The sequence below is a fragment of the Pseudomonas sp. Sample_22 genome (genome assembly GCF_004307635.1).
Classification (GTDB): domain Bacteria; phylum Pseudomonadota; class Gammaproteobacteria; order Pseudomonadales; family Pseudomonadaceae; genus Aquipseudomonas.
In genome coordinates this window covers 212839-226692 of record NZ_RCNY01000081.1, presented here as the reverse complement: position 1 = coordinate 226692, position 13854 = coordinate 212839, and the positions used below count along the sequence as shown (strand labels likewise).

Genomic DNA, 13854 nt, shown 5'->3' with positions numbered 1-13854 from the left:
CCCTGGACAACCAATAGCCAATCGCCGGATAAAGCCGCAGACCAATCCGTCAGGCGACTTGCTGCAAAATGTCCCGCAGCCGGTCCAGAGCGGGGTCGATGTCCAGGGTTTCGATGGCGCCAAAGCCCATGAGCAAGCCGGCCCGTGGCGCTTGCTGGTGGAAAAAGCCTTCGATGGAGTAAAGCCCCACTTCCACTTTTTTCGCCAGTTCGATGACCAGGGGAATATCAATCGGCACTTTGCACATGACCGCCATGTGAAAACCTGCCGTGCTCGGGATCGCTTCGAGCCAGGGCGACAGGTCACCGGCCATGCGCGCCAGTATGCGGTCGCGCCGACCGGCATAAATCGTATGGCAGCGACGGATGTGCTTGAGCAGGCAGCCCTCAGCAATGAATTTGGCCAGCGCCCATTGGGGCAGGGTGGAGGTGTGCAGGTCGGTCAGTTGTTTGGCGCGAACCACCGCCTCGTGGATCGCCGGCGGCAAAATCGCATACCCCAGGCGCAGCTCTGGCAACAGGGTTTTCGAGAACGTCCCGACGTAGGCAACGATCCCGCGCTCATCCATGCTTTGCAGCGAGTCCGTAGGGCGGCCTTCGTAGCGGAATTCGCTGTCGTAGTCGTCTTCAATGATAATCGCCCCCAGTTCATGGGCCTTGGCCAGCAGGGCGACCCGACGCGCCTGGCTCATGGGCATGCCCAGCGGAAACTGATGTGACGGGGTGACGTAAATCAACCGCGTGCCGAGGGGGATCTTGTCCACCTGAATGCCTTCGGCATCCACGGGTACGCCTACCACTGTCGCGCCGTGGGTGCCGAACAGCAGGCGCGCGGGCGGATAGCCGGGGTCTTCCATGGCCACGATACTGCCGGGGCGGGTCAACACCCGGGAAATCAGGTCCAGCGCCTGCTGAGCGCCATTGCACACCACCACGTCTTCGTCCTGACAATTGACCCCACGGGAGAACGCGATGTGTCGGGCGATGGCATTGCGCAGCGCCGGCAAGCCTTCGGGCAGGCTGTAGAAACCCTTGGACGCGGCAATCTGGCGCAAGGCGTGAGCGGTGCAGCGTCGCCAGTCATCCTGCGGAAACTGGCCCTTGCTGGTGGCGCCACCAATGAAGTCATAACGCAACGAACCTTCCAGCGTCGGATGGCGCAGAAACACCGGCAAGTTGCGCCAGGACTCGATCACCTCAAAGCCTGCCAATTCCGTATGGCTTTGCTTGCGCTCGATCTTGGAGGCCCGTGCATTGACGTAGGTACCTTTACCGATCACCCCAGTGAGGAAGTTTTCGTAGGTCAGTTGCGCGTAGGTATCGGAAATGGTCTTGCGTGAAATGCCCAGTTGCTCGGCCAGCAAGCGGCTGGGCGGAAGCTGTGTGCCCGCTGCCAGGCGGCCCGATTCGATGGCGCTGCGCAGTTGGTTGTACAGCTGGCCCGCCAGGTCCTTGCGGCCATTGATGACAACATGAAGTTCCATACCGGCGAGGCTCCGGAGCAGTTGAGGCGCGTGTGCGTGGCGCCAGATTACCCTCATCGGGTGCGGGTGCAGTAGTTGCGTGCTGGAAAAACCGTTAATTGGTCTGGCATCCAGTGGTCCACGGAATTTCCGCAGAATTGGACCTGTAACGCGCACGCAGCAGCGACTACCTTGAAAGGAACATCTCCGCTGCACGAGGCCCGCCATGACCCCCCGCCTGGATTACTACAGTGCTTCACCCAAAGCGATGAAGGCGATGATCGCCATGGAGGCCCTGACCAGCAGCCTGAGCATCGAAGCGCCGTTGCTGCACCTGATCAAGATTCGCGCCTCGCAACTCAATGGCTGCGCGTTCTGCACCGACATGCATTCGGTGGACGCCCGGCGCCTGGGCGAAACCGACAGGCGCTTGTATTCAATCGTGGTCTGGCGCGACAGTAACTTCTTCAACCCGCGCGAGCGCGCAGCCCTGGCCTGGACCGAAGCGGTGACGCTGCTTTCGCAAAATAATGTGCCCGATGACGTCTATGAACAGGCACGGACGCAGTTCAGTGAGGGTGAACTGGTCGACCTGACCATTGCAGTCACCACCATCAACAGCTGGAATCGACTGGCGGTGAGTTTTCGCCAAAGCCCTAATGCGTGATTGCCTGCACCGTTCGCGCTTTTAGTCGTACATCGGCAACGCGCATCTGCCATGCTCAATGTCCGCAGCACCGCTTCAATCAAAGGAACAATGCAATGGACGACGTACAGCAACTGGGCGAGATGCTTCGTCACTACGCAGAAAGCGAAGCGCACAAGAAGCAGTTGTTCGAAGCGCAATCGGCCGAGTGGGCCAAGCGCATTGGTGAACTGTTCGATCAGATCCAGCAGTGGCTCGAACCGGTGCAGGCACCACATCTGTTGGAGGTCAGCCGCGCAGCGTATGTCGCGTCAGGGCCGAGCGTTGCGCTCGAGACTTCGACGTTCAAGACGCAAAAGCTGAGCATCCTGATTGCCGGTAGGCCGGTGGAGTTTGTGCCGGAGGTGATGGGCGCTGGCGGGCAGATTTCGGTGGCGGTGCTGGGCTTTACTGCTGCGCGTGTCGGCAGTGTGTCGCTGGTGTGCCTGCCGCCGGCTTCGAACTGGCAGTGGCGCAAGACCAATGGCCTGAAAGACCCGGACACTTTTGCATTTGATGCGAACTTCCTGGCGCAGCAGTTGCAGAGCCTGATTCCCCGCGATCGCGGCTGAAGCAAGTCTCCCCTGTAGGAGTGAGCCCTGCTCGCGATGCACGCAAGGACGCCGCAGGGGTGTCAGGCTGCCAGCGTTATCGTTGACGTCCATCGCGAGCAGGGCTCACTCCTACAGGGATCTTCAGCGACCAGCGATCACTTCAACGCCGGGTCGCCCATGTTCATTTTCTTCCAGCCTTGCAGCAGCACTTGGGCCTTGGGCTCCTGGCCGTTATTCAGGTAGTACTGAATCAGCGCCAACCGAGCGTTGCGGTTGGCGGGCTGCACTTTCAACAGCCTTTCCAGTTCCTCGCAGGCTTGATCAACCTTGCCGCTGTCGTGAAGCGCCACGGCCAGCACGTAACCGTACTGGGCACTTTGTGGCTCCAGTTGCGCGGCTTTGCGCAGGAACGGCATGGCCTGTTCGGTTTTGCGCGCACGCACCAGCGACAGGCCCTGAGTGTGCTGCAAAAGGGCGGCATTCGGGTGGTCTTTCAGGCTTTGCGCCAGGAGTGCCTGAGCTTCCTGACCACGGCCATTGGCCTCCAGCCATTGCACCAGCGTCACCAGCGCCGGGTAGAAGTCCGGATCGCGCTTGAGCGCAGTACGCAGCAGCCCTTCGACTTCGCCGCCGCGGCCATCGGCCTGGTACAGCATGGCCAGATTGAGGTTGGCTTCGGCACGTTCGGCAAGGCTCTTTTGCACTGCTTCGTACTCGCCAATGGCAGTGTTCCAGCTGTCCTGAGCCGTGCCCATACCGCTGCGCGCCACGCTTAACAAGTCGCGGGCGGCGGCAATGCGCACGGCTTTGACAGGGTCGCTGAGCAACGGCGTCAACAGTGGGGCTCGCTCCGGTGGTGGCAGGAAGGCACTGATCGCACGGATGGCACTTTCGCGCACTTGCGGCGCCGGATTGGCCAAGTCCTTGGTGGCCAGTTTCAGTGCCTGTTCGCTCGGGTACAGAGGCAATTCGCCCAGTAGCGTCGCTCGTTGAATCGCCGGCAGGTTGTTGCGTTGCAGCTGCTCGTACAGCGCTTGCGCTGCACCGGGCTGGCCATTGCGGATCAGCCACAGGTTTTCATCGTAACGCGGGGCCTGCGGCGCACTGGCGTTGGCGGTGTTCCAGAGCTTGAACTGCTCGGTGACCTTGTCACCGGCCTTGCCCTGATGACAGGTCAGGCAGGCGTCCGGGGTGCCGAGTTTTTTCGCTCGCTCCGGGTTGGGAATGCTGAAGCTGTGGTCATGCCGGAAATCGTTGCCCATGTAGAACTTGCCGGGCATATGACAATCGATGCACTGCGAACCCGGCTGGCCCGAGGTGTGGCGAGTGTGTTCGATGGAATCGTAGTTTTTCGCTTGCAGGCCTTTGCCGTCGACACCTTCCACCGGAGTCTTGCCGGCGGTGTTGTGGCATTGCAGGCAGACACCGTTGCCCGGCGCCTTGAGTTCGCTGCTGTGCGGGTTGTGGCAGTTGCTGCAGCGCACGCCTTTGTCGAACATCTTGCTTTGGGCGAAAGAGCCGTGCTCGAACACTTCGTCCTTGATCTTGCCGTCCAGGGCGTACAGCTCGCGGGTCAGGGGGCTTGGCAGGTAATCATCCATCAGTCGGTTACCGGCGCTGAAACCATCACCCAGCGGCGCGCGACGGGAGTGGCAACGAGCGCAGGTTTCGATTTCAACGGTGGCGTCCTTGTCCTTGAGGTCGACGGCAAACCCGGCATGAATCAGGTCGGTTTTCTTTGCTGTCCATTCCAGATGATTGGATGCTGGACCGTGGCAGGCCTGACAGCCGACGCCGAGGCTGTTCCACTGGCTGTCGAAGGTGTTTTTTGCCGTATTAAAGTTACGTTTATAACCAGTGGTGTGGCACTCGACGCACATGAAATTGGCGTTCTGGCTCGGTTTGCTCCAGTGCAACGGGTCCTTGAAGGTCACGCCCTGGCCCGGATAGAGATGAAACCAGCGCTGTTTCTCGGTATCCCAGGCGATGCCGAGCGCTTGCAAGCGACCGTCTCCGACCTCGATCAGGTATTGCTGCAATGGCGCTATGCCAAAGGTGTAGGCGACTTTGAAGTCTGCGTTCTTGCCGTCGATTCCAGGCGTATTGACCCAGAACCCATCGTCCTTGCGCGAGAAACGGGTGGTTTCGTTTTCTGCCTTGAACGTGACGTTGTTGAAGTCACCGAGCAGGGTATCGGCGTTGGCCGGTTGCATCGCCAATTGGTGATGGGAGCCTTGCCAATCCTTGACCTGGGCACTGTGGCAGCCTTGGCATTGCTGTTCGTCGACCATTGTTGCCGGCGCCGTGGCCAGCGGTTTTGGCTGCGGTTTGGCAGGTTGCACGGCGGGCGTGCTGACGGGCGCATAGGTCGTCGGCGCGGGGTTGCTGGCAAACAGGAACCAGCCGATAGCTGCGACCGCCAGGAGCAGGATGCCGATGGTGACGGGGAACAGATAACGATGAATCAGCGTGGGCCGTGAATCAGGACCAGGGTTTACTGCTTTGTTTTTATGTTTCGGCATTGCGACTTCCGTGGTCCAGGTGCGTTTGCCGTCAGGCGTGCGTTCATGCTGGGTGCAGCTTTGCCGTAAGGCCGGCGTGTGTCAAATGATGGTTGTGGTGAATCGGATCGCCCCATCGCTGGCAAGCCAGCTCCCACAGGATTTGCATCGGTCACAACATTCCGGCACGACACAACACCTGTGGGAGCTGGCTTGTCGGGTCGCCGCATCGCAGCGATAGCGATCTCTCATTCCCCGACAAACCACCGGTAATACGGATTGCCGCCATCGCCACGCATGACTTCGCGGATATCCCGGCTCCAGGCGTCGCGATCGCCCTCATAGGCATGCAGGCTGGCCCGGTAGAACTGCATCAGGCGTTGTTGATGAGTGTTCATCCGCTCGGTAAACCCTTGGTCGGCATTCAACAACGGTGGCGCGGTGTGCAGGTCCAGCAGCGTCGGCAAGACACGGGTGATTTCCTTGGCCCGTACCCACGGCGCGTATTCGATTCGTGGTTGATCGTCGGTCACCGGTGGCGCACTCGCGGCGAATCGCTCAAGCCCGGCGCGATCTGTGACCCAGGTGGCCAGCAGCGCGGCCGCCGAGCCGATGCCCACGTCCTGTAATGTGCTGCGTACACTGTTCTGTTGGAAGCGTTCGCTGATTTTTGCCGCGTCCAGTTCCATCGGTTCCATGGAACCTACCAGCAGCATTTCATGAAACTCACTGGTCCACAGGCTGGCGTAGGGGTAAACGTCGAGGAAGCTGCGTACCAGCGAGCGCGAATCGTCGATGTTTTGGGTCGGCAATGGCAGCCATTGTGCGACCAGGCCTTGTTTGTTCAACCGACTGGCAGCCAGTTGGTAGAAGTCGCGGGAGTACAGATTCACTACGCCGGCCGCGGAGGGTGGGGGCGGCTCGAGGGTAATGAGGTCATAGCGTTGCGGGTTGCGCAGCAGTTCCTGGCGACCGTCGCGCAGCCGGACGTCGACGGCGGGATTGGCTGCCGCGTTGAAGTTGCCCTTGAACAACGGTGCCGCCTTGACCACCGCGGGCAGCAACTCGGCGACCACCCGATGCTCAAGACCCGGGTACTGCGTCAACGCGCCCGCGGTAATGCCAGTGCCGAAGCCGATCACCAAGGCCGAGCGGGGTTCACCGTTGTGGATGAGCAACGGCAGCAGCGCCTGAATCCGCATGTAACGCAGGGAGGGCATGGCGTCGCCGGTATTGGATACGCCCTGGATATACAAACGCTCGAAGGTCCTTTGTCCCTTGCCTTGGGTGACCACGGCAACGGTGCCGCCGCGGCCTTCCTCGTAGTACGCCAGCGTGCCGTTACGCGCGCCGGGAAGTAGGCTGGCCAGTTTGTCTATCGGTGTCAGCAGTGCCAGAGCCAGCGAAATCAGACCGACAGCAATCACCCCCTGACGCCGACCTTTCTTCACGCCGTGACCCTTGCGCACCGCAAAGTAGCCAATCGCGGCAGCGATAATCGCCAGCAACCCAAGGGTTCGCACCAGGCCCAGCAGCGGGATCAGCACGAAACCGCAGAGCATGACGCCGACGATCCCGCCCAGGGTATTGAACGCCACCACTTCACCGACGTTGCGCCCCACGTGATCGTGTCCGACGCTCAAACGCAGCGCCACGGGAAACGCCGCGCCGAGCAGTACGGTCGGCACGAACACGATGCACACGGCCGCCACTGCGAAGCGTGCGCTCATGCCCAGCAATTCGCTGGCTCCCAACGACAGCACCCAGGCTTCGACAACGCTTTGGGCGAGTACCAGCCAGCGCCCGAGCAAGGCAATTTCCAGTAGCGCGATCAGCCCGGCCCCGGCGATCAGCAGACCAAACACTCCCCAGGGATCGCGCAAGCGATCAACCCGACGGGAGAGCAAGGCGCTACCCAAAAACAAACCGGTGAGGTAGGTCGCCAACACCACGGCGAAGGCGTAGGTGCGCGTACTCATGAATTGCACGATGGATTGCGACCAGACCACTTCATAACCGAGGGCCACGCCACCGGCGATTGAATAGAGCCACAAAGCGAGGCGATCCGGCGCTGTTTTAGTGTGGTGTGTGACGGCCGTTTCCACGGACTGCGAACAATGGCGCTGGAACCACAAGGCACCCGCAGCGGCCAGCAGATTCAGCATCGCAGCGGCCAGGGCGCTGCCGCGTACACCGAGGGTGGCAATCAACACGAAAGCGGCGAGCAGGGTGCCCGCGATGGCGCCCGCGGTGTTTGCCGCATACAGGTGCCCGCCAGACTTGCCCAGGTGCTGCGGATCGGTTGCAAGGGAACGCACCAACACCGGCAACGTGCCGCCCATCAGCAACGCCGGAATACCCACCAGTGCAAACGGCAACACCCAGGCCAGCAGACCGACATGCTGCTCCAGCCAGGCAAACGGACTGGCCGCCAGACTCATGGCGAACGTAGCGCCAACGCCCAGTACGGCAACCAGCACTTCCAGCCCTGCATACAGCAGAACCGGTTGTTGCAGGCGATCCGCCCAACGACCGAACAGCAAGCCACCCAATGCCAACCCGGCAAAGAATGCACTGATCCCGGCAGTAATGGCATACACCTCGACGCCCACCACCAGTGACAGTTGTTTGATCCATAGCACCTGATACACCAGCGCTGCGGCACCGGAAACGAACAGCAACAGGGCAGGGATCAACAGTGCCGGAGAGGCGACTTGCGGGGCAGGCATGGCCGACGACTTGCTGGCGACACGTGAGGACATTGCGAATTGCCTTGTACAAAATTCGAATTGAACGACCTGATCGTTCCCACGCTTTGCGTGGGAATGCCTCAATGGACGCTCCGCGTCCACTTCGGCAGGGGACGCGGAGCGTCCCTGGTTGCATTCCCACGCAAAGCGTGGGAACGATCGCCGCTCGCCGATAAAGGCGAGCGGCGCGACAGCGGTCTTACTGTGCAGCTTTTGCTTTTTCAGCGATCTTGGCATCTACCGCAGCACGGATCTGGTCAATGCTGAAGCTTGCCGGTTTCTGGCTGGGTGGATACTCGACGAATGTTTCGAGGAACGCGGCCGACTTGCCTACCGCAATTGCAGTCAGATAAACGTTCTTTGTGGTCCAGTCGTAGTATTGATCGGAAACCACGTCGGCCCTTTCAAACGGGTCCATACGCAGGTTGAAGATTTTCGGCACGCGCAGACAAACGAAGGGCTCGCTCCAGACTTTAAAACCGCCCGGTGCGCGCTGCTCGCAAAATACCGCCTTCCAGTTATCGAAGCGCATCGACACCAGCATTCCGTCGTCGTTGAAATAGTAGAACTCCTTGCGCTCGCCTTTAGGCTGTTGGCCGGTCAGGTAAGGCAACTGGTTATAGCCATCCAGGTGCACTTTGAAGTTCGCGGCGCCCGAAGTGGGTGCCCAACCTTTGAGCAACTTGTTCTTCACGTCCGTTTCACCGGCTGCCGCGAGCAGCGTCGGGAACCAGTCCATGCCCGAGAACATCTCGTTGGACACTTCACCGGCCTTGATCTTGCCCGGCCAGCGGATGATCGCCGGCACGCGATAGGCGCCTTCCCAGTTGGAGTTCTTCTCGTTGCGGAACGGCGTGGTCGCCGCGTCCGGCCAGGAGAACTGGTTGGGACCGTTGTCGGTGGTGTAGACGACGATGGTGTTGTCGGCGATTTTCAGGTCGTCGAGGGTTTTCAGCAGTTTTCCGACGTCGCCGTCGTGTTCGAGCATACCGTCGGCATAGTCGTTGCCGGGCATGCCGCTCTGGCCCTTCATCGACTCGCGCACGTGGGTGAACAGGTGCATGCGCGTGGTGTTCATCCAGACGAAGAACGGCTTGTCGGCCTTCGCTTGTTTCTCGATGAACGCCTGTGCTGCGGCGGTGGTTTCGTCGTCGATGGTTTCCATACGCTTGGCGGTAAGGGCACCGGTGTCTTCGATCTTGCCATCGGCAAAACTGTGGATCACGCCGCGCGGGGCGTTGGCTTTGACGAACGCGGCATCGTCTTTGGGCCAGTAAGGACGCTCCGGTTCCTCTTCGGCGTTGAGGTGGTACAGGTTGCCGAAGAACTCGTCGAAACCGTGGTTGGTCGGCAAGTATTCGTCTTTGTCGCCCAAGTGGTTCTTGCCGAACTGACCGGTGGCGTAGCCCTGGGACTTCAGCGCCTGGGCGATGGTGATATCGCGTTTTTGCAGGCCTACGGGGGCGCCAGGGATGCCAACTTTCGACAGACCGGTACGCAAGGGAGTCTGCCCGGTAATGAACGACGAGCGCCCAGCAGTGCAGCTGTTCTCCGCGTAATAGTCGGTGAACATCATGCCTTCCTTGGCGATGCGATCAATGTTCGGAGTCTTGTACCCGACCACGCCCATGGAATAGGCACTGATATTGGTCTGGCCGATGTCGTCGCCGAAAATCACGAGAATATTGGGTTTATCGGCGGCCACGGCGGTTGCCGAGATCGCCATTACCGATGTCGCCACCAGGGCGAGTTTCGGTAACCAGTTGCGTATGCGAGTCATCTGACTAGCTCCTTTCACTTACGTCGCTCGGTGCGACAAACGTTTATTGCGGTCCTGCGTTACGCTTTTTTTACTGCACTTGCCCGGTAGTGGTGGTATCGAACGGATAGATACGACGCCATTCGGCTGCCATGTCGACGACGGTCCAGCCACGTTTGTTTGCTTCGTCCAGTGCCTTGTCCAGACGGCCGATCTGCGACTGGCGGTCGTAAGCCCACTCGCGTTTGGCGTCGGTGTGGTGCACCAGCCCCATGAATCGTTTGCCCGGCCCGGCGGCCGTCCACTGCAGCATCTGCAAGTCACCGTCGGAGTTGCCGAAGGCGAGAATCGGTCGTCGGCCGATCACGGCGTCAATGCTCACCGGTTTGCCCGGGCCGTCATCGTTGTGCGCCAGTTTCGGCGTGCGCAGGATCGACGCCTTGCCATCCTTGTACTCAAACGTGGTGACAAAGGTGGTGCCGATGACTTGCTCGGGTGGAATGCCATAGACCTTTTCGGCGAACGCACGCATGAACGCGGTGTCGCCGCCGGAGACGATGTATGTTTTGAAATTCTGGCTGCGCAGGTAGTCGAGCATTTCCAGCATTGGCTGGAAGATCATTTCTGTGTACGGCTTGCCGGTTTTCGGATGGCGGGCCTGGGTCAGCCAGGTTTTGGCGTAATCGTCGAAGGCCTCGGTGGTCATGCCGGTGTGGGTGGCGCCGAAGATCTTCATCATGCCTTCCAGGCCGGTGGCGGCCAGGGCCTTGTGATCGTTTTCCAGCACGGCCTGGAACGGCTGGGTGGTTTTCCATTCCGGGTGCTGCGCCGCCGTGCGCTTGACCTCTTCGAGGGCGAACAGCAATTCGAAGTACATCGGTTGCTCGCTCCACAGCGTGCCGTCGTTATCGAACACTGCGATGCGGTCCTCGGGTTTGACGAAGTCCTTGCTGCCCTGATCGGTGACGGCCTGGACGAATTCGATGATGTTCTTTTTCGATGGGCCGTCGTTCCATGACGCCAGCGGCTCGGCGGCCTGTACCAGCAACGGCAGGCTCAAGGCCAGCGCCAGCAGGAACTTGAGCCCTTGAATTTGGCGCAACGAACTCGGACTAGTCATGGGAAATCCTTCTCGAGAACGGGGTTGAGTGGTCGCAATGCAGTAGCGACTGATTCTTTGTTGTGTTCGGCCTGACTATGCAGCGTAGTCAAGGATTTCTTCAGTTGGAGCACTGCCTGATCTTTGGCCGGTTCTCGGCCGTAGCAGGCCCGCAGAAACGCTTGCAGGCGCGGGCCGAGGCCAGTGAGCTTCAAGCCCTTGCGGCTGCGGCGCGTCCACAGGTACAGCGCGCTCAGTTGCGGCGGCTTGCCATCAAGTTGCGCCGGTATTTGTTCCCAGGCGTAATCGGCAGAGGCCAGCCAGGCCTTGTGCCGAGCCTGACGTCGAGCCTTCCAGCCGAGGTACGCGCGCCAGGCGTAGGGACGGGCAAACCAGCCCAGCACAAGCAACCCCGACAGCAGCGCGAGCAGGCCGAAGGCAAAACCCGAAAGGTGAAGGCGATTGCCCTGACCGAGTGTTTTCAAGTCTTCAGTGATCGAGAAAACCGGTTTGTAGGCACTGTTGGCGGCGGCATCGAAACTGATCGCCGGCACTTGCGCAGTGCGGATCTGACGAGTGCTGGCGTCCCACCATTTCACCGCGATGGGCGGGAGACTGTAATGGCCTTCGACGTCGATCCGGTAGGTCACGGTATCGATGCGCTGCCCGCCGTTGAAGTGGCCACGACCATCATCCAGATTGCTGACCTGTGGCGATTTCGCGTAACGACTCAGGCCGCGTACATCGCCCAGTGACGGCGTTGGCAATGACATGCCCAGCGCGCCATCCGCTTGTAGCGTCAGTTCTCGGGTGATGCTGTCGCCGACCTTCAGTGGGGCGGTCGAATTCACGACCTTTTGCGTGAAGCGCAAGCCTTGCGCCACCAGCACCGGCTCGCCGACGTCAAACCCTGGTGGTTGTTTCGCCGTGAAATGCAGGGGCAGGCTGCGGGCGCTCAACTCGGCACTGGCCTGACCCGGTGTGGCGCGAACGGTCAAAGCCGGAACGTCGAAACCCTGCGCCACGTTCGGGGTGATCAGGTAGCTGTAGCGCAAGCCGCTGAAGGATTGGCCATCAAGGGTCTGATTGATGTGTTCGGCATGGCCGTCAGGCGGCAGCACCAGTGCGCCGGGCAGCTTCAGGTCGGGCAGGGTGGGCGCACGGGTGAACCAGGTGTCGGTCAGGACATCGAGTTGCAGTTCGATCAGGCTGCCGACCATCGCCGGTTCATTGGGTTGCAGGCTGGCCTGGACCCGCAGTTCGGGTTCGGCGGCGAGGGCGTTGAGGGTGATTAACAGGGTGCCGAATAAGGTGGTGATTGCTCTGGCGCTATCGCTGGCAAGCCAGCTCCCACAGGGTTTTGTGTGGTTTTGGAATCTAATGAACGACGCAAAACCTGTGGGGGCTGTGGTGCGACGATTCGACTTGCCAGCGATGGAGGTGACTCGGTTTTTCAGGAAGGTCATGGTTTGACCCCCGCCTGATCCTGCAAACTGAATTTCTGTTTGAGGAATTTCGCCGGCGATGTCGTCAGGTTCTGCAACCATTGTTCATCCGAAGCCGCCTGTTCGGTTTGCACCGGTTTTTCCTGACCCTTGCCCGGCGCCTTGTCCATTTTGATTTCGTCGGGTTTGACCTCGGGGGCATTTTTCTGCGCGTCTTCGGTGTCTTTCTGCAAGGCGATCGCCAAGGCCAGGTTGGCCGTTGCCTCAGGAAACTGCGGTTGCAACTTCAACGCCTGGGTGTAGGCCGCGATGGCCTCGTCGAACTTGAAGCGCCGCACGTAAATGTTGCCCAGATAGAAATAGGCTTGTGGCGTTTGCAGGCGCGCGAAACTGACCAGTGCCAGGTCGAAGTCGGCGGCATTGTAAGCGGCGATACCTTTCCAGTACGGGTCGACGAAATGCGCGGCTGCCTCGGGGAAATGCCCGTGTTCGAAGGCCCAGCGGCCTTGCTGGTCCGGGGTGAAAAACGCATCAATCAGTGGATTGGCCTGCGCGGGGGCCGGTTGCAGGCCAATACCGACGGCCAATAAGAGTCCGCCCATCCAATTCACGCTCCAACCCTTGCGCACGCAGAAGAACCCGATCAGCAACAGTGGCCAGCACAACCAGTACCCAGCGTCTTTCCAGTGCAACTCACGCTGTTCATCGCTCGCAGTCTGGAAATGTTGTTGGGCATGCAGGTCGACCCAATCCAGATCGTCGTTGTTGAGGGTCAGGCTGCCCAGCGGCGCATCCACCGCAGACGCCAACTGCTTGAGCGCTGCCTGATCGAAACGGCCGAGTTGCGGGCGACCATTGCTGTCGGTGCGCGGTTGGCCGCTGGCATCGCGGATAATGCCGCCATCCTCACTGCCGACGGCGAGGACCAGTACCTGGAGAGCACCGCCGTCGAGTTTCTTGTTCAGGTCATCGAGCGTCGATGTGTCTGCGCCGTCGGTGATCAGCAGCAACGTGCCGGGGGTTTTTTCAGCAGCCAGCAGACGTTTGGCCTGGTCGATCACGGCGCCGACGTCCTTTCCGGGTTTGCTGATCAGGTCGGTGCTCAGTGCTTGAATGAACGTGTCGAGCAGGGCCGGGTCGTCGGTGGCCGGCAACACCAGATGGGCGCTGCCGGCGTAGGCGATCAGCGCATTGCGCGCGCCGGCCCGACGCTGGATCAGGTCATGCAGCTTGTGTTTGGCCGCTTCCAGGCGTGTCGGTTGCACATCATTGGCGTCCATCGAAGGCGACAGGTCAACGGCGATGATCAGCGGTGCACGGTTTTCCAGGAAATCCGGGCGATCCTGCTCCCAGGTCGGCCCCGCAGCGGCAACCGCGCCGAGCATCAGCATTGCGCTGACCAGGTGCACCGGGCGCAGCCAATGCTGGTCTTGCGGGGTGATCAACAAGTGCGGCAACAAGTGCGCGGCAATGTTGCTGCGCAAACGCCGCTGCATGTCTCGGCTGCGGCGCCACAGCCATGGCATTAATGCCGCGAACGGCAGCAGCAACAGCCAAAGCGGGCGCAGGAAGTGCAAGTCGCCGAGGTTGATCTCCATC

General features: G+C 60.5%; 9 protein-coding genes. 2 read left to right on the top strand and 7 right to left on the bottom strand.

Annotation, left to right across the window (positions count from 1 at the left end; genetic code table 11):
- Positions 1 to 49: 49 nt before the first annotated feature.
- Positions 50 to 1483: a PLP-dependent aminotransferase family protein gene (locus D8U73_RS20870; protein ID WP_130905655.1), complete on the bottom strand. Its 1434-nt coding sequence runs from the start codon at positions 1481 to 1483 to the stop codon at positions 50 to 52.
- Between the two features lie 205 nt (positions 1484 to 1688).
- Between D8U73_RS20870 and D8U73_RS20865 the strand changes: the two genes are divergently transcribed.
- On the top strand, positions 1689 to 2129 hold the full coding sequence (locus D8U73_RS20865; protein WP_130905654.1) for a carboxymuconolactone decarboxylase family protein: 441 nt from the start codon (positions 1689 to 1691) through the stop codon (positions 2127 to 2129).
- A gap of 95 nt (positions 2130 to 2224) precedes the next feature.
- Positions 2225 to 2719 carry a hypothetical protein gene (locus D8U73_RS20860; protein WP_056855515.1) on the top strand — a complete coding sequence of 165 codons (495 nt, stop codon included), beginning with the start codon at positions 2225 to 2227 and terminating at the stop codon, positions 2717 to 2719.
- A 137-nt stretch (positions 2720 to 2856) separates the two neighbouring features.
- Here D8U73_RS20860 and D8U73_RS20855 read toward each other — a convergent pair whose 3' ends face one another.
- From D8U73_RS20855 to D8U73_RS20830, 6 genes are all read right to left on the bottom strand, one after another.
- On the bottom strand, positions 2857 to 5223 hold the full coding sequence (locus tag D8U73_RS20855) for a tetratricopeptide repeat protein (RefSeq protein WP_130905653.1): 2367 nt from the start codon (positions 5221 to 5223) through the stop codon (positions 2857 to 2859).
- A 227-nt stretch (positions 5224 to 5450) separates the two neighbouring features.
- Positions 5451 to 7964: a fused MFS/spermidine synthase gene (locus D8U73_RS20850; RefSeq protein ID WP_130905652.1), complete on the bottom strand. Its 2514-nt coding sequence runs from the start codon at positions 7962 to 7964 to the stop codon at positions 5451 to 5453.
- A gap of 187 nt (positions 7965 to 8151) precedes the next feature.
- Complete coding sequence (locus D8U73_RS20845; protein WP_130905651.1) at positions 8152 to 9732, bottom strand: arylsulfatase; 1581 nt, start codon at positions 9730 to 9732, stop codon at positions 8152 to 8154.
- Between the two features lie 70 nt (positions 9733 to 9802).
- Positions 9803 to 10831, bottom strand: a complete 1029-nt coding sequence (locus D8U73_RS20840) for an HAD family hydrolase (protein WP_056855511.1) — start codon at positions 10829 to 10831, stop codon at positions 9803 to 9805.
- Entirely contained in the window at positions 10828 to 12276 is a 1449-nt protein-coding gene (locus tag D8U73_RS20835) for a BatD family protein (RefSeq protein ID WP_130905650.1), read from the bottom strand. Before D8U73_RS20835 ends, D8U73_RS20840 begins: the two co-directional genes overlap by 4 nt.
- A complete protein-coding gene (locus tag D8U73_RS20830) occupies positions 12273 to 13853 on the bottom strand; it encodes a VWA domain-containing protein (RefSeq protein WP_130905649.1) in 1581 nt (526 codons plus the stop codon). The genes D8U73_RS20835 and D8U73_RS20830 overlap by 4 nt, the downstream gene beginning before the upstream one ends.
- Between the last annotated feature and the right edge of the window lies 1 nt (position 13854).